The sequence below is a fragment of the Roseibium sp. genome (assembly GCF_965216085.1).
In the GTDB taxonomy this organism is placed as follows: domain Bacteria; phylum Pseudomonadota; class Alphaproteobacteria; order Rhizobiales; family Stappiaceae; genus Roseibium.
Map to the genome: position 1 here is coordinate 4,835,433 of NZ_OZ244138.1, position 16,098 is coordinate 4,851,530.

Annotated in this window: 15 protein-coding genes; 3 read left to right on the plus strand and 12 right to left on the minus strand. The window is 55.7% G+C overall.

What is annotated here, in order from left to right; all coding sequences use genetic code 11:
* Positions 1-44: 44 nt before the first annotated feature.
* The 4 genes from ACOOFE_RS22685 to ACOOFE_RS22700 all read right to left on the minus strand — a co-directional run bounded on the left by ACOOFE_RS22685 (position 45) and on the right by ACOOFE_RS22700 (position 5,056).
* Positions 45-1,265, minus strand: a complete 1,221-nt coding sequence (locus ACOOFE_RS22685; protein ID WP_420412155.1) for an NnrS family protein — start codon at positions 1,263-1,265, stop codon at positions 45-47.
* 204 nt (positions 1,266-1,469) lie between these two features.
* Positions 1,470-2,510: a substrate-binding domain-containing protein gene (locus tag ACOOFE_RS22690; protein WP_420412156.1), complete on the minus strand. Its 1,041-nt coding sequence runs from the start codon at positions 2,508-2,510 to the stop codon at positions 1,470-1,472.
* A gap of 28 nt (positions 2,511-2,538) precedes the next feature.
* Complete coding sequence (locus tag ACOOFE_RS22695) at positions 2,539-3,552, minus strand: ABC transporter permease (protein ID WP_141188461.1); 1,014 nt, start codon at positions 3,550-3,552, stop codon at positions 2,539-2,541.
* Positions 3,542-5,056, minus strand: coding sequence for a sugar ABC transporter ATP-binding protein (locus ACOOFE_RS22700; RefSeq protein WP_420412157.1), 1,515 nt, complete (start codon positions 5,054-5,056; stop codon positions 3,542-3,544). Before ACOOFE_RS22700 ends, ACOOFE_RS22695 begins: the two co-directional genes overlap by 11 nt.
* A gap of 135 nt (positions 5,057-5,191) precedes the next feature.
* Between ACOOFE_RS22700 and mtnK the strand changes: the two genes are divergently transcribed.
* From mtnK to ACOOFE_RS22715, 3 genes are read left to right on the plus strand one after another with little or no spacing between them, the layout of a single operon-like run.
* Positions 5,192-6,451 carry an S-methyl-5-thioribose kinase gene (mtnK, locus tag ACOOFE_RS22705; protein WP_420412158.1) on the plus strand — a complete coding sequence of 420 codons (1,260 nt, stop codon included), beginning with the start codon at positions 5,192-5,194 and terminating at the stop codon, positions 6,449-6,451.
* Positions 6,448-7,551, plus strand: coding sequence for an S-methyl-5-thioribose-1-phosphate isomerase (gene mtnA, locus ACOOFE_RS22710; RefSeq protein WP_420412159.1), 1,104 nt, complete (start codon positions 6,448-6,450; stop codon positions 7,549-7,551). Before mtnK ends, mtnA begins: the two co-directional genes overlap by 4 nt.
* Before the next feature lie 7 nt (positions 7,552-7,558).
* Positions 7,559-8,557, plus strand: coding sequence for a sugar-binding transcriptional regulator (locus ACOOFE_RS22715; RefSeq protein WP_420412160.1), 999 nt, complete (start codon positions 7,559-7,561; stop codon positions 8,555-8,557).
* A 91-nt stretch (positions 8,558-8,648) separates the two neighbouring features.
* On the opposite strand, the gene ACOOFE_RS22720 is transcribed toward ACOOFE_RS22715, so the two are convergent.
* The 8 genes from ACOOFE_RS22720 to ACOOFE_RS22755 are packed head-to-tail and all read right to left on the minus strand — an operon-like array spanning position 8,649 to position 16,098.
* Positions 8,649-9,059, minus strand: a complete 411-nt coding sequence (locus ACOOFE_RS22720) for a universal stress protein (RefSeq protein WP_420412161.1) — start codon at positions 9,057-9,059, stop codon at positions 8,649-8,651.
* Between the two features lie 31 nt (positions 9,060-9,090).
* The gene (locus tag ACOOFE_RS22725; protein ID WP_420412162.1) at positions 9,091-10,149 is read right to left on the minus strand and encodes a YeiH family protein; all 1,059 of its coding nucleotides are present in this window, start codon (positions 10,147-10,149) and stop codon (positions 9,091-9,093) included.
* Between the two features lie 51 nt (positions 10,150-10,200).
* Positions 10,201-11,382: a UxaA family hydrolase gene (locus ACOOFE_RS22730; protein WP_141185294.1), complete on the minus strand. Its 1,182-nt coding sequence runs from the start codon at positions 11,380-11,382 to the stop codon at positions 10,201-10,203.
* A gap of 11 nt (positions 11,383-11,393) precedes the next feature.
* Positions 11,394-11,684: a UxaA family hydrolase gene (locus ACOOFE_RS22735; protein ID WP_141188662.1), complete on the minus strand. Its 291-nt coding sequence runs from the start codon at positions 11,682-11,684 to the stop codon at positions 11,394-11,396.
* 11 nt (positions 11,685-11,695) lie between these two features.
* Positions 11,696-12,691, minus strand: coding sequence for an alcohol dehydrogenase catalytic domain-containing protein (locus ACOOFE_RS22740; protein WP_420412163.1), 996 nt, complete (start codon positions 12,689-12,691; stop codon positions 11,696-11,698).
* Positions 12,688-13,440 (minus strand): SDR family NAD(P)-dependent oxidoreductase, encoded by a 753-nt coding sequence (locus ACOOFE_RS22745; RefSeq protein WP_420412164.1) that lies wholly within the window; start codon positions 13,438-13,440, stop codon positions 12,688-12,690. The genes ACOOFE_RS22740 and ACOOFE_RS22745 overlap by 4 nt, the downstream gene beginning before the upstream one ends.
* Positions 13,441-13,444: 4 nt before the next feature.
* The gene (gene hisD, locus ACOOFE_RS22750; RefSeq protein ID WP_420412165.1) at positions 13,445-14,758 is read right to left on the minus strand and encodes a histidinol dehydrogenase; all 1,314 of its coding nucleotides are present in this window, start codon (positions 14,756-14,758) and stop codon (positions 13,445-13,447) included.
* Positions 14,759-14,766: 8 nt separating this feature from the next.
* Entirely contained in the window at positions 14,767-16,098 is a 1,332-nt protein-coding gene (locus tag ACOOFE_RS22755; protein WP_141188470.1) for a TRAP transporter large permease, read from the minus strand.

The window sequence follows — 16,098 nt, forward strand, 5'->3', positions numbered from 1 at the left end:
GAAAGCGCTTCCGCCGTCGAAAACAAGAAGCGCTCTGATTGGAGTTATTTCTGTTTGCGAGGCGTTGTCAGGATCGGGAAATAGACACCGAGATAGAGCGAAAATGCTGCGATCCAGAGCCCGCCAGACAGGAACATGACTGTGTAGTACTCAACAAATTGCGTTCCGAACGTCCGGACCAAGGCGCCGGCGATGATCAATACATAAGCAATAGAAATCGGAGTTGGAGCGATAAGCGGCCGACCACTGTGGCCAAGAGACGCACGGGTCATCATTGCCATGGTCATACATCCGACAGCGCCTACAGCCAGAAGATGAAGGGCTGCCGTTTCTGGCAACACAGCAAACAAGATAGAACTGCCGTAGACGATATACCCTGCCCCGAGCAGCAGATAAGCTACGTGAAGAACCCACAAAATCGGATTGTTTAGAGTTTTCAACCCTACCCATCCGAAAAGACGGGCCAAGTTCACGCCACCTGCCACCAAACAAATCAGTCCCAAAACCTGCTCTGGTACGAACGGCAAGCATGCCAAGACGGCAAGCAACGCTGATAGGATGCCAACACGGTCCAGCCATTTGTGGGACGCAGGCAATTTGCCAGTATGACCTGCCCGGTTCAGGGCATTTCGAGTAAAAGCTGGAACGACCCGGCCTCCGATGATCGCAATCATCGCGGCGCTGGCAAAAATACCCAGCCGGACGCCAGCTTCGGTATTGCCTCCGGCCCAACCAAGCCACTCAAGATGCATGAACAGATTGCCGATAAAAAGCGCGGCCAAAAGAAACAGAAAAATGACATTTCTGAGTTGAGACAATTGTGCAAGCCGCCCAAAAATCGCGATCGAAAGCACCGGAACAAAGGCCAAATCGATTGCGGCGACCAGAAGCGGATCCAGCACCGAGGACATGCCGACTGCAATCCGGCCTGACAGCCAGACCAGACCGGCAATCATGACAAAAGCAGGCCCTGCTTCATTGCTGCCTGTCCAATTTGGGACAGCCGTCACAAAAAAACCGGCCATCACCGCAACAGTGTAGCCAAACATCATCTCGTGGGCATGCCAAAGGTGTGGCGCTGTGTTTATAGGAAGTGCCAGAAACGCGCCGCCTGCTGCATGCACACCGAGCCAAAACACCCACGCCACCATTGCAAAGACGGCATAAAGACCGGCAAACAAGAAGAAAAAACGGAAACCTGCGGTAAAGACTACCGGAAACTGAATTTGGCTCTTACCGTCTTTTGACATCGCAGCTTCAACCATGACCCTACCTTCATCAAAACGATGGAAGACCCTGCAATGGTGAACATTGGTGACAGCACCTTTGAACAGTTTCGTCCAATGAGATGATTACAGCGTCTCCGCAGCCAAGGCTTGACCTTGGTCAAACAGGCGCGGTTATTGGTGCGTACTGGTGTCTGGCAGGCAATTTCCCGGCAGTGACACCGCCGGGAAATCATAAGTCTCTTAGCGTTTGGGAAGCTGGATCCACTCGGTCATAGCAACATCGGCGTGGGCGAATTGAGGCATGCTGGCGCTCAGGTCATCCATATTCTTGATGTCTTTCTCATTGAGGAAATCCTGCGTGATCAGAGTCGGTGGAACAATCACGGAAGCACCAGGATTTTCTCCAGCCAGCATCATCGCGAGCGCCCGTACCGAGACTTCGCCAACCACGGCAGGATTGGTCGCAACTGTTGCGACCCAGGCTGACCCCGGCTCCCGCATTGCCGAAATATCAGCTGTCGAAACATCGGCGGAATAGATGTCGATGTCGTCTGTCAGACCGGCTTCGTCGACTGCAATTTTGACGCCTTTCGCAAATTCATCATAAGGCGCGAAGACCACATTGATGGTCGGATTGGCCTGAAGGACCGCACGAGCCTGATTGGCCACGGAGTTCGCGATTGGGTTGTCCAGCGTGCCAAACATGGCTGCTTCTGTGATGCCCGGATTGGCCTTCTTGGTTTCTTCCCAGGCAACGTGGCGGCGATCCAGCGGTGCAATGCCCGGGACATAAACATAACCGGCTGTGAAGTCGGTACCATTGTCCTTGACGGCTTGCTCAAGTGCGAGCTTTCCGAGCATGTAATCGGATTGTTCGATCTGCGGAATAGCTTCATTTTCGACGTTCACATCGAATGCGACAACTTTGATGCCGGCATCAACTGCCCTCTGGGCCGCTTCCTTCATAGACTCGGTCAAACCGTGCTGGATGATGATACCGTCTACACCGAGCGCAATTGCCTGGTCGACCATATCCGCCTGCAAGGCAGCATCCTGGCGGCTGTCAAATACTCTCAAGTCGACACCAAGCGCTTCCGATTGGGTCTCAACGCCCGACAAATAAGCTTGGAAGAAGTCTCCCGTTGACAGATAGCGCACCAGAGCAATGGTCACGTCTTCCGGTTTGTCAAACGGAGCGGGCATATCTGCTGCCAGGGCCTGTCCGGCTCCAAGAGCAATTGCGGTCGCTCCGGCCAATTTCAATAAACTGCGTCTCAACATTGTTTTTCCTCCCAGTTATCTACGTCTTTCATGAATGTCCGCTGCCGGCGCGCCGCGCAGACAGGTAAAAAGTGAAGACCAGCGCCAGAACAAGGACCGCGCCTTTGACAAAGTCCTGGGTGTAGTAAGGGGCATTCATCATCGTCATTCCTTGAAGAAGGATGCCGACAAAGAGGGCGCCGATCGCAGTTCCAAAGGCATTTGGACGGGCAGCGCCCAACACGGCAAATCCAATCAAAGCCGCCGCGACGCTGTCCAAAAGAAGATTGTTCCCGCTGGCGATATCCCCGCGCCCAAGCCGCGCGGCAAGCAGGATTCCGCCGATCGAAGCGGTGACACCGGAAATCATATAAGCGGTGATTTTGTAGGTGTTGACCGGTGTTCCCACCAATGCTGCCGCCCGTTCATTGGAGCCAATGGCATACTTGAGGCGGCCGTGGCGGGTGAAGCCAAGGTACAGCCAGATCAGGATGGCAATCAAAATGAATATGACTACGGGCACCGGCACCAATCGATCCAGAACCAGATCAAACCGGTGACGTCCAAGCCAGAGAAAAGCCTGCGAGAAGCTGCCTTCAGCCACAGACCCATTTGGCAATGCCATGCCCGTGGCGATGGAATTACCTTGTGTTGGAATGCGCTGCAATCCGATCAGCAAGAACATCATACCGAGCGTTGCCAGAAGATCCGGCACCCGGAACTTCACTATCAATACGCCATTGATGAAACCAACTGCTGCGCCCATCAATAGACATAAGAGAACCGCGACATAGGCGGGCTGCTCCAAAATAACCATGGAATAGGCGGAGAGCATCAAAGCCGACGTGGCAACGGCTCCGATGGACAGATCAAACCCGCCGACCACCAAAGTGCAGGTTACTCCAAGTGCCAGAATACCGGTGATGGCAACCGACTGAAGAACAAATACAGCCGAACGCGGGCTCGCAAAGCCGGATGCCGCCAAGCTGAAATAGATAATAAGACCGGCCAGCAGGATCAAAAAACCGTACCGTATGGCGAATTTCAACAAGTTATCCTGCATTTACCTGCCCAGAAGTTGTCCCTGAAATTTGTGCGACAAGCGCACCAAGATCGACATTTGCATTGATGTGCTCTCCGGAAATACTTCCTTCGTTCATGACGATGATCCGATCCGCGATCTCAAGCGCTTCATCAATCTCGGCCATGAAAACCAAGGTTGTCCGGCTCCCTGCCGTCTGACGGATATGTGCGCCGATATCCCGCCGGGCACCAATGTCCACGCCTTGGAAGGGTTCGTCCAAAAGAAGCACACGGGAAGCTTTCAACAGCCAGCGACCGATCATCACCTTTTGCTGGTTGCCACCCGACAGTGTCCCAATGCCATCGCCGCTTGATTGGCAGACAATCCCGATCTGATCGATCATTTCATTGGTTGACCGCCGCTGATTGATCCCAGCAAGAAACGAAAATCTGCTGAATGCTCCCAAGAATGGAAGTGTCATGTTGTTGGCGATGTCGAAGGCGGGAATGACCGCATTCGTTCCGCGGTCCTTTGGAGACATGAATACGCCGCGGGAAATGGCATCGCGAACCGAACGCGGCTTGTAGCCGGATCCGTCCAATCGCATGCCACCGGCGTGCGGCGGGGTTATCCCGAAAATGATTTCCGCCAAGCGGCTTTTACCGCTTCCCAGCAAGCCCGTGATTGCAATCACTTCACCCTGCCGGGCAGAAAGATCAATCGGATCACAGCCTTCCTGGATTTCCAGACCATCGAGTCCCAGAACCGGTTTGTTACCAGAAACAGGAACAACATCGACGTCGGTCATCTTGTGTCCGAGCATCGCGGTAACGGCCGCCTCCAGATCAAGCGGCTCTTGTTCGAAAACGCCCGAAATCTCGCCATCACGAAGGCAAACGATACGATCGGCTATCCGGCGGATGTCCGACATGCGATGCGAGATGTAAAGAATTGCCACACCCTGTGCCCGAAGCCGGTCAACCAGAGCGAACAAACGCTCGGCCTCTGAAGCTGACAAGGATGAGGTGGGTTCGTCCAGAATCAGGATCTTTGGGGTTCTTGCCATCGCACGGGCAATAGCGATCATTTGCCGGTCGGCAACGGACAGGTCTGAGACGCGGGCGCGGACATCCACTTCAATCCCCATAGACTGAGCGATTTCTTTGGCTTGCCGGCGCAGCTGCCGTTCCTGAACAAAGAGCCCTGCGCCTTTTTCCGTCAACCGGTCCAGCATCAAGTTGCTGGCAACATCGAGATCCGGGATGACACCGTCATCAATCGATTGGTGGACTGTAACAACGCCTTGCGCAATGGCCTCAGCAGCGTCGCGCGGGGCAAAGAGTTTTCCGGAAACCAACACTTGTCCGCCGTCGGCCGAATGAAATCCGCTAATGACTTTGACGAGTGTTGATTTTCCAGCGCCATTTGCGCCCATAAGCACAGTCACGGAACCTGCTTTGAGCTGCAGGTCCACGCCTCGTAATACATGATTTCGTCCGAAGGATTTGTGAAGTCCTTCGATTTCTAAAACGAAATCAGTCAACTAACCCTCCCAGATAGGCTGTTCTCGTTATCTTCGAGGGGAAGCCTACACCCAAAAATAAACAATAGTCAATGCGATTGACATTTGACAGAAACGAAGCCTAACCTGCAATCAAACTTGGGAGAACACATCCAAATGGACGCGTCAGACAGCTATCAGGCCCTCACCGTTGAAAACCTCCCCAAACGTTTGGGGTCATTGGATGCAGTGACAGAAAAGGTCGGCGGAGACCCGTCGTCCTGGCAAGTGGAGGAGGTCGGCGACGGCAATTTGAACCTGGTCTTCATCGTCACCGGCCCCTTGGGAAAGGTCATTGTCAAACAAGCCCTTCCCTATGTCCGGTTGGTTGGCGACAGCTGGCCGCTGCCGCTGTACCGCGCCTATTACGAGTACCATGCACTGGTTCGACAGGCAGAAAGAGATCCGGGCAGCGTGCCGGAGATTTTTCATTTCGATGAGACACAAGCCCTGATCGTTATGGAGTTTCTTGCACCGCATGTGATTTTACGCCGCAAGTTAATCAACGGCGAAAGGGTTGAGGGCCTAGCTGAAACCTTAGGAAAGTTTTGCGCACGCACAGCGTTCCGCGGGTCAGAACTCTCCATGAAAAGCGCGGACAAAAAGGCAGATGTCGGGTTGTTTTCCGGCAATATAGAAATCCCAGCAATCACGGAAGCGCTCGTTTTCACCGATCCCTATTTCGATGCTGAGATGAACCATCACACTGATGGTCTTGATCCCGTGGTCGCTGAAATCAGACGCAACGCAGACATGAAGGCGCGGGTTCAGCGCATGCTTTTGAAGTTTTCGGCGAACACCGAAACGATGGTTCATGGCGACCTGCATTCTGGCTCGATCATGGCCACCGAAACCGAAGCCAGAGTGATTGATCCAGAGTTTGTCCAATATGGTCCGTTTGGGTTTGACCTTGGAATGATGATCGCAAACTTTCTGATGGCCTATTTCAGTCAACCGGCGCACCGCGGAGATGATCTGGACAGCTATCAGGCATGGATCCTGACCGTGGTGGAAGACTGTCACACTGCATTTGTTGATGAGTTCCGCAGTCTTTGGGCCAGTGAGCGGAACGGGATGTTGTATCCCTCAGCCCTCTTCGAAGATCAGGGCCAGAGTTCCGGATCTGCCTGCACCGCGTTGCTGGCCGATATCTGGACAGATGCACTTGCGATCTGCGGAATTGAAATGCACCGCCGTACCTTGTCATTGGCGCACAATGCAGACTTTGAAGAGATCGAAGACACAACTGTCCGCGCGCCTCTTGAGGCCCGCAATCTCATGCTCGGCGCTGAGCTGATCCAGAAATCCGAAACAATACCAGATGCAAAAACTTTGACGGACCTGGCGCGCGATTTCAACAAAAGGAACTTCCTATGAAGGTCAACGGAAAACACTATCGGTCGCTTTGGTGGGACTCGGAGCAGAACTGTCTGCAGATCATCGACCAGCGCTGGTTGCCGCATGACTTTCGTATTCAGCCTGTACGGACAATGGAAGAATTCTCTGACGCTATTGTCGAGATGCGCGTTCGCGGCGCCCCTTTAATCGGTGCAACCGCCGCCTATGGGATGGCACTGGCGATGGCGATTGACGCGTCTGACGAAAATCTGGATGCAGCTTGGACATTCTTGGAAAAAACCCGTCCAACGGCAATCAATTTGCGGTGGGCGCTCGACCGATGCCGGACCGCTCTGAAACCTTTACCAGTAGTAGAGCGCGCCGAAGCCGCGCTGAAACTTGCCCACGCCATTTCAGATGAAGATGTCGAAATCAACCGCCGTATCGGCGAGAACGGTCTCAAGCTGATTGAGGAGATTGCTGCTAAAAAGCCGAACGGAGAGCCGGTTCGCCTGTTGACTCACTGCAACGCCGGTTGGATCGCAACTGTGGACTGGGGGACAGCGACGAGTCCCATGTACCAGGCGCATAATGCCGGCATCCCGCTTCATGTCTGGGTCGATGAAACCCGCCCAAGAAATCAAGGTGCCTTAACGTCCTGGGAGCTGGGTAGCCACGGCGTGCCGCACACCTACATCACAGATAATGCCGGCGGCCATCTGATGCAGCATGGCCAGGTGGATATGGTGATCGTTGGAACCGATCGCACAACACGGCGCGGCGACGTTTGCAACAAGATTGGCACCTATCTGAAGGCGCTTGCTGCACGGGATAATAATGTGCCGTTTTATGTTGCCCTGCCGTCCCCGACCATTGATTGGACAGTCGACGATGGCGTGGCCGAAATCCCGATTGAGGAACGGTCTGAACGCGAAACAACGCATATTCAAGGCAAAGCTGAAAGCGGAGAGTTTGGCGTCGTTCAGGTAACACCGGATGGCACGGCCGGCGGCAATCCAGCGTTCGATGTGACGCCAAACAGGCTCGTAACCGGTTTGATCACGGAACGGGGGATATGCGAAGCTTCACCAGAAGGATTGGCGAGCTTGTTCCCGGAAATGGCGCAAGCTGCTGAATAGGATAAAAATGGCCGGAAGCACACCGCCTAAAAAACCAAAAGGACATTCCGAAATAGACCGGATAGCCTCACGGGACGACGCACCTTTTGTCGAGGCGGCTTGGCTTTATTACCATGACGGCCTCAATCAGAACGAAATTGCAGACCGGATGAAGGTCAGCCGGGCAACAGTGGTCAATTACCTCAACGAGGTGCGTAAGCGGGATTGGGTGCGTGTCTATCTGGACAGCAATGTCTTTCTGGAACATCAGCTCGCCGACGAACTGTGCAAGGCCTACGGCCTCAAAGAAGCGTTGATTGCACCGGATGATCCTCATGACCCGGTGTCCTCCGGAGCCCGGGCTGTTCGTGCGGCCGCGGACTGGTTGCCGCGCTTACTGGTTCCGGGAGACCGGTTGGGCGTATCCTGGGGCGAAACCATTTATCAAGTCGCGCAGAATGTTGCCCATGTGCCGATCGACGATTTGACCGTTATTCAGCTTTTGGGATCACGGCCGGCTGCGCTCGGATTTGCTGCCGAAGCTTGTACATCGATGCTGGCGCAAAAACTGGGCGGACAATGCATCAACCTGCATGTACCTCTGTTGCTTTCCAACAAAACAATCCGCGATACCCTTTGCGAAGAGCCGGTTATTGCTGCTCAGCTCAAGGCTTTGGCGACGTGCAACAAGACCATTCTGGCTTGCGGCAAATGTAGCGAAGATGCGCATGTCGTCCGAACCGGGATCTTGAATGTCAGCAATGTTGCAAAATATCGCGAGCAAGGTGCTGCCGGTGTCATTTGCGGCAGACTGATTGACACAGACGGTGAACCAATTGTTGCGGCCATCGAAGACCGCATGATTGGCGTTTCTTTAGAGCAAATGCGCGGCAAGGAAATGTCTTTGCTGGTCGCCGCGGGTTCTGGCCGGGCGACGTCCGCCCGTGCAGCCATATTGGGCGGTTACGTTACCCATCTGGCCACCAGCACATCGATTGCGCGGGAGCTTCTGGACATGGCAGCCTGACCACCTTGCCAATGATGTTTGTCCAGCTTCGACAAGGTTCCGGATTATTTTTCGACAGTTCGCGCCTATTCCCGCCCACATTAGGCTTGGTTTAATCCCGGACTACAAACACGGAACAGCCCGCCCGACGCACAACCCGGGACGCGGTCGATCCCAAAAAGTAGTCCTGAGCGGACGGATGATGTGAGCCCACCACAATCAGATCAACTCCATTGTCTTCCGCATAAAGAGCGATCTGCACGCCGGGTTTTCCGGTCACGACCTTACAGCCAATTTGATCGTCATCGCCAGCGGCCTGTCCCAATTTGGCTTCGACTTTTTGAGTCAGATGATTGTCGATGTCCAGATCGACAAATTCAGACACAAATCCCGGAATGTTTTCCAGAACGGTGAGCAAGGTGATCTTGCCATCGTCTGACAATAAGTGCCGGGCGACCTCCATTTTTTGCGCAATCAGGGTTTCATGGTCCAGCGCAACGGGAATGAGGATATGTGAGTACATGGGATCGGTGCCTCTTCTCATTTGGTCTGCATCAAGGAGTCCCCGTCAAAGGCGGTAAGACAACCAGCAAACCGATTCCAATCACGGCTGCCAGAAAAACGGTTTGCGCGATCAAAAACGCAGCTGCGCTCTTACCCACCTTCATGAGATCTTTCGGGACGGTTTTCAGGCCTACCGCTGCAATTGCGAGCAGGAGGAGCCATCGCGATATGGAAGCAGATGACTCAGTGATAATGGACGGCAAGTTGACGAAGGAATTCAATGTCGCCAAACCGACAAAACCGACAACAAAAAACGGAATGAGTGGCGGAGAGTCCGAGCCTCCGTCCGCTTTGACATTGGAAAGCCGGAGTACAAGCAGCGCGAACAGAACAATCGGCGCCAACATGGCAACCCTTAGCAACTTGACCAAGGTTGCAGTTTCACCAGCTTCTTCAGACACGGAGAACCCAGCGCCAACCACCTGGGCGACATCGTGGATTGTTGCTCCAAGATAGATCCCGGCCATTCGGTCAGTGAAACCTAGGCTCTGACTAAGAATCGGGTAAAGGATCATGGCGACGGTCGACAGGATGGTGACACCAACAACGGTGAAAACCAACCGGTCTTCCGACCTTTCGTCCTTCGGCAATATGGCCGCGATCGCCATGGCAGCAGACGCTCCGCATATGGCGACAGAACCCGCCGACAAAAACGCAAAACGCATTCTAAATCCAAAAAACCGAGCGAATACCAAGCCAAATCCAATGGTCAGAAAAGTGCCACTCACAACAAGGGCAACGACAGGAAGGCCTAAAGCGGCAACCATATCGAAACTGATCCGGAGCCCCATCAGCGCAACGCCGAACCGGAGCATCTTCTTCGCCCCAAAAGCAATGCCGGCTTTGCACTGCGCATCTTCGGACAGAAAGTTCAGGGCAATCCCGATCAGAAGTGCCAGCAACATAGCTGGTGCGCCGTAGTGCTCGGCAATAAACTGGCTGGCGAGCGCGATGACTGCAGCTACCAAAAGACCTGGCAGGAGCAGTTGCCCCTTTTCCTTCAACGCCCGAACTTTTTCGGAAAGCCGCAGTTCTGCAGTTTGTTCCATCAAGAAATCCTTTGGTCAGGCGGCCGGAAAACCGGCCACCTGACAGTCAACTCACGCGCTTCTGTAGAGTTTTGTCATTGAGAACTCGCGGTGTCCGAGGGCTTCGGCTGCGGTATTGCGACCATTGGCGGTGCGGCGGATCATCTCGATCAGCGCATCGCCGGCCTCATCAATGGTCATCTCGCGGCGCAGGATGCCGGAAACATCCACATCTACGTGTTCGCTCATGGTGCGCACCGTGCGCGGGTTGGCGGTGATCTTGATCACCGGCACGATTGGGTTGCCAACCACATTGCCCTGGCCGGTCGGGAAGGTGTGAATGACAGCCCCGCCCGCGGCCATCAGCGTCACACACTCGGCCGCCGCAGACGAACTGTCCATGAAGTAAAGACCATTGCCGGAGTTCGGCGCTTCGGCCGGTTCCAGAATGTCGATGTACTGCGACGTGCGGCCGATCTTTTCCAGATTGCCGAGCGCCTTTTCTTCAATGGTGGTCAGGCCGCCCTCAATGTTGCCCTTGGTCGGCTGACTGTCAGAGAGGTCATCTGTCTGGTGGGCAAAGATGACGTCGTCCGAATAGGCTTTCCACATCTTGTACCAGCGTTCGCCAACCTCTTCGTTGATGGCCCGCTTCTGACAGATGTGTTCGGCGCCCGTGATTTCGGACGTTTCACCAAAGAAACCCGTGATGCCCTCAGGCAAGAGCTTGTCATACATGTTGCCGACGGTCGGACAGGAGCCAAGGCCGGTGGTGGTGTCGCTCTCGCCGCATTTGGTTGACACCCATAGATCGGAGATCGAGCATTCCTCGCGCTGGTATTCCGACGCCATATGGACGAAATCCTTCGCAGCCCAGGACGCCTGACGGATCGTCTCGAAGTCGCCTTTCTGCTCGATGGAAAACTCAGCGACCGGCTTGCCGGTTTTCCGGATGCCGTCGGCGATGCGTTTGGTCCAGCCCGGCTCGATGCCGATGACAACGACCGCGGCAACATTCGGGTTGGCGCCGGTGCCGATGATGGTGCGGAAATGCAGTTCCAGATCTTCCCCGAACTGCAACCGGCCATAGGCATGCGGAATGGCGAGCGTGCCCTTGACGTTGTTGGCAACAGCTTCACAAGCGGCGTTGGAGATATCATCGACGGGCAGGATGAGAACGTGATTGCGCACGCCGACGCGGCCGTTTTCGCGCCGGTAGGCCTTCACCGTGATATTCGAATATTTGGACGACATGAAACGGCTCCTTACCAGCGCTTGGTTTTGCAATTGTGGGTGTGAACGTGGCCGCCCTTTTCGATATCGGCGATGATCTTGCCGATGTCCTCGCCGTATTTGATCGCCGTGTCGCCGTCCTTCAGGTCCTTCAGCGCGATCTTGTGACCGATCGGCACATCCGCGCCGGCCGTTAACCGGAACGTGGAATTGTCATGGGTGACGCAGCACAGCATATCCGTGCCGGCACTCAAGCCTTCCACAACAACAACACCGACATTGTCGGCATGCTCGTGGACAAGCAAATGCGGTATCTCTGACATCATTTAGCTCCTCAAGAGACTGGAGTAAGTAGAATTTTGGGGACCATCACCTGGCCCGCACGCAGGTCGGCGAAGGCCCTTTGGCCGTCTGACAATGGCCGTGTCTCAACCCAATTGAGCTCACCGAGCCGCCCATCAAACATGGCCTGTGCGGTCTCGCGGAAGTCTTCGGCGGTGTAGGTGTAGGTGCCGATGAAGGTGATTTCCTGAAGCGTCATTCGGCGGATATCGAGGCCGCCGTCAGCAGAGCCGAGCCCGATATGGACAATCACAGCCCCCGGCTTTGCCAGCTTCGAGGCACTTGCGCGTGTTGCGGCATATCCAACCCCGTCAATGATCAGGTCGTAAAGCCCGCTGGCATCGGCTGCCTCTGGCGTCAAAACCTCGATTCCACACATAGACTTGAGATACGCAGCACGCTCAACATTCGGTTCGACTAGCCTGACATTCGGGACGCCTTGGGCCTTAAGAGATAATGCTGCGCCGAGACCGATGGCACCACCGCCGATCACAAGCGCCTTTGCTTCACTCGGATCTGTAGCCAGAACTCTTTTTGCAAGGCGCACGCCGTGCCAGCCACAGGCGATCGGTTCGGCCAAAGCAGCTTGCGCATCCGTAACATGGTCCGGCACTGCCACCAGGTTGGACACAGGCATGGTGAGGTATTCTGCGAACCCGCCCTCGCGGGGCGGCATGGAGATGATCTGACGGTCGGGGCACAAATTGTCCCTGCCAGACCGGCACGCTTCGCAGGTACCGCAGGTGACCAGCGGATTAACTGTGACCCTCTCGCCCTCAAGCCTTCCAGAAATCACTGTTCCAGCCACTTCATGGCCAAGGATGAGCGGCGCCGGGCGGCGTTCGTCGTGCCCCAAAAAGGCATGCATGTCCGAGCCGCATATTCCGGTGTGAGCCACCTTGATAAGCGCTTCCCCTTCGGCTTGCACCGGATCGGCAACTTCCAAGTAAGCTTGGCTTTCCGGGCCTGTGTAGACAAGAGCCTTCATTTTGCAGTGAACCCTCCGTCGACCATCAGCACCTGCCCTGTAACAAAACTGGATGCGTCCGAACAAAGAAACAGGAGCGGGCCGTCGAGGTCTTCCAGCGCGCCATTGCGGCCGACGCAGGTTTGATCGGCATTACGCTTGGCCCGCTCCTCATCTCCAAAGACAGCCGCAGTCAGTTCTGTTGGGAAAAAGCCTGGGCCGATGGCATTGGCGTTTATCCCGTCCTTTGACCAGGCTTCCGCCATGGCGCGGGTCAGTTGTCCGATGCCACCTTTGGAGGCGCCATAGGCAATGCCACCTGGGAAAGCACGGGTGGTTTGTAGCGACGCGAAATTGACGATCCGGCCCCAGCCCTTCTCCCGCATCGCCGGAACAAAGGCTTTGCTTAAAAAGAACGGCACTGTCAGGTTGAGCATCATTGTGATGTCCCAACCAGCATCTGTCACATCGTCGGCAGCTTCACGTGTGTTGATACCGGCCGCATGAACCATGATCTGCGGCGGACCAAATGGCGCAGAGATATTCCGGCTAATCTGTTCCAGAGACGCCCTGTTGCTCAGATCGGCCGGGACAACCGCAGTCGTACCGGCGACCTCTGACCGCCAGGCCTCAAGGTCAGCTTCCCGGCGGGCCACTCCAACCACCGAGGCCCCGGCGTGGGCCAGTACCGTTGCCGCGCGCCGGCCAAGACCGGAACTTGCACCGGTGACACAGGCGACTTTGCCTGAAACATCAAACAAACCAGTCATGACCTTACTCAGCCGCCTCTGCGGTCAGGTCAAAGTTTTCACTCGGGAAATACTTCTTGAGCCGGATATCGGCCGTGCGGGCGTGACCCTCCATGCCCTCCAGGCGGGAAATGCGCGCTGTCGCTTCGGCGACTGGCTTGGCACCTTCCCGGGTTGCCCGTTGCCAAGTCACGATTTTCATAAACTTGTGCACCGACAGGCCGCCTGTGTAGGAAGCTGCACCCGAGGTCGGCAACACGTGATTGGTGCCAGACGCCTTGTCGCCGAATGCAACGGTGGTTTCCTCGCCCAGGAACAGCGAACCGTAGCAGGACAGCCGCTCCAGCCACCAATCGAGATCCTCGGCCTGAACGGTCAAATGTTCGGGCGCATAGGCGTCCGAGGTAGCTGCCATTTCTTCTCGGGTGTCGCACAGGATCACCTCTGCATAATCCCGCCATGCAGCGGCGGCGTTGTTGCTGTTGACCTCCGGCAGATCGTCAATCAACTTCGGCACCAAGGCCATCACCTCTTCAGCGAGCAGCCGATCATCCGTGACCAGCCAGACCGGAGAGTTGTAGCCGTGTTCGGCCTGACCGACGAGATCGGCGGCAACCACTTCGGCGTCCGCAGTCTTGTCTGCAAGGATCAGACTGTCGGTGGGGCCGGCGAACATGTCGATGCCGACACGTCCGAACAAAATCCGCTTGGCTTCGGCAACAAACTGGTTGCCCGGCCCGACCAAAATGTTGGCCTTGGGCAGACCGAACAGGCCGAAGGTCATGGCGGCGACGCCCTGGACACCGCCCATGGCGACGATCTTGTCGGCACCGCAAACATGCGCTGCATAGATAATCGCCGGATTGATGCCAACGCCCGGCCGAGGCGGCGAGCAGGCGACGATATTTTGGCAGCCGGCTACCTTGGCCGTGGTCACAGTCATGATCGCGCTGGCAATGTGGCTGTAACGGCCACCCGGAATGTAGCAGCCCGCTGTGTTAACCGGAATGCTTTTCTGTCCTGCTATCAGGCCTGGAACAATCTCGACCTCGACGTTCTGACAGGTCTCCTTCTGGGTCTGCGCAAAGCGCTCGACATTGGCATGAGCGAACTCGATGTCCCGCTTCAGCTTGTCCGGAACCTTAGCGCTTGCAGCCTCGATTTCCACATCGGTCAGGATGATGGCACCGTCATACTTATCGAACTTGGCGGCGTACTCCATCGCGGCGGCATCGCCGCCCTTTTCGATTGTGTCGAGGATCTCCTGAACGATCTTCGTCGTCTCGGAGGCATCCGTCGTGGATGTCAGGTCCGCTTTCTTGAGATATTCAACAGTCATTTCAAAACCTATTGGTAAATTTCAGGCAGCAGCGTTGTGGAGATTGCCGGGACATAGGCAATCAGCAGTGTCACGCCGAGCATGAAAAGGACGAAGGGTACGGCACGGGCGGCGATCTTGAGGATCGATTCACCGGTCAGGCCGGACACCACGAAGAGATTGAGACCAAGCGGCGGTGTGATGAAGCCAACACCCAACGCTGTAATCATCATGATGCAGAACTGGATCTCGTTCATACCGATATTGTCGGCGAGCGGCTTCAGGATCGGTGCCAGGATCACGATGTTGGGTGTTGTTTCCATGACGCAGCCTGCGGCGATCAGGATGAGGATCATCATCGCAATCAGAACAGCCGGTTCATTGGAAATCGAGGTCAGCGCGTAAACAAAGCCCTGCGGCACACCCAGAATGGCCAGCGCTTGAGCCAGCGGCAACGAAAACGCAATGATCGGAATGATCACACCATTGACCTTGGCCGAGCTCACCAGCATTGCCGGGAAGTCCGACAGCTTAAGGGTGCCGAGGATGAAGCCCATGACGATGGTAACAACCACGGCAATGGCACCCGCCTCTGTTGGGGTCAAGCGGCCTGAGAAGATGCCGTAGAAGATGATTCCCGGCACAATGAAGGCATACCAGCCGGATTTCAGCGCCTGGCCGAAATTTGCCGCCCACTCAGAGAACGTCATCAGACCACCGCCCTCATAGGCATAGATGCGGTTCATCACGATGTTGGTGACCAGGATCGACACGAGGATCGCGATACCGGGAATGACGGCAGCCAAAAACAAAGTTGAGGCGGAAATGCCGAGCACAAGACCGATGATGATATAGGCGATCGACGGCGGGATCAGGATCCCTGTGCAGGCACCGGCCGCGACCAGAGCGCAGGCATAGGGCCGCGGATATCCGCTTTCCACCAGCCGATCAATTGTCATACGGCCAACCGCCGCCGCACCCGCCGCATCAGACCCGGAAATGGCCGCGAACATGCCGCAGACGAGAACCGTCGCCGAGCCAAAGCCACCTTTGGCCCAGCATGTGAGAGCTTCCGCGACATCGAGAAATTTTCGGCTGAGGCCAGTCCGCACCAGGACGTCGCCAGTCAGGATGAACAGCGGGACCGCGGTGAGCGCAAAGTGATCGATCCCGTGAAACAAACTTTCACCGACCAGCGACAGCGGTAGAGCGCCCGATATCACCAGCATGGCGATGGCGGCCGAACCGATAGCAGCCCAAACAGGCACTGCGAGTGCGACAAGGGCGACGAAAATCAGAACCGGGCCATAGAAATCCCAACCAAGTTCAATGGTCTGTTGTTGCATATGTTGCCAGAGCAT

Excerpts from the sequence above, each read along its gene's own strand:
- ACOOFE_RS22690 (WP_420412156.1), bottom strand. The coding sequence starts at position 2,510 with ATGTTGAGACGCAGTTTATTGAAATTGGCCGGAGCGACCGCAATTGCT.
- hisD (WP_420412165.1), bottom strand. The coding sequence starts at position 14,758 with ATGACTGTTGAATATCTCAAGAAAGCGGACCTGACATCCACGACGGAT.
- ACOOFE_RS22715 (WP_420412160.1), top strand. The coding sequence starts at position 7,559 with ATGGCCGGAAGCACACCGCCTAAAAAACCAAAAGGACATTCCGAAATA.
- ACOOFE_RS22685 (WP_420412155.1), bottom strand. The coding sequence starts at position 1,265 with ATGGTTGAAGCTGCGATGTCAAAAGACGGTAAGAGCCAAATTCAGTTT.
- mtnK (WP_420412158.1), top strand. The coding sequence starts at position 5,192 with ATGGACGCGTCAGACAGCTATCAGGCCCTCACCGTTGAAAACCTCCCC.
- ACOOFE_RS22725 (WP_420412162.1), bottom strand. The coding sequence starts at position 10,149 with ATGGAACAAACTGCAGAACTGCGGCTTTCCGAAAAAGTTCGGGCGTTG.
- ACOOFE_RS22695 (WP_141188461.1), bottom strand. The coding sequence starts at position 3,552 with ATGCAGGATAACTTGTTGAAATTCGCCATACGGTACGGTTTTTTGATC.
- ACOOFE_RS22740 (WP_420412163.1), bottom strand. The coding sequence starts at position 12,691 with ATGAAGGCTCTTGTCTACACAGGCCCGGAAAGCCAAGCTTACTTGGAA.
- ACOOFE_RS22730 (WP_141185294.1), bottom strand. The coding sequence starts at position 11,382 with ATGTCGTCCAAATATTCGAATATCACGGTGAAGGCCTACCGGCGCGAA.
- mtnA (WP_420412159.1), top strand. The coding sequence starts at position 6,448 with ATGAAGGTCAACGGAAAACACTATCGGTCGCTTTGGTGGGACTCGGAG.
- ACOOFE_RS22745 (WP_420412164.1), bottom strand. The coding sequence starts at position 13,440 with ATGACTGGTTTGTTTGATGTTTCAGGCAAAGTCGCCTGTGTCACCGGT.
- ACOOFE_RS22720 (WP_420412161.1), bottom strand. The coding sequence starts at position 9,059 with ATGTACTCACATATCCTCATTCCCGTTGCGCTGGACCATGAAACCCTG.
- ACOOFE_RS22755 (WP_141188470.1), bottom strand. The coding sequence starts at position 16,098 with ATGCTCTGGCAACATATGCAACAACAGACCATTGAACTTGGTTGGGAT.
- ACOOFE_RS22735 (WP_141188662.1), bottom strand. The coding sequence starts at position 11,684 with ATGTCAGAGATACCGCATTTGCTTGTCCACGAGCATGCCGACAATGTC.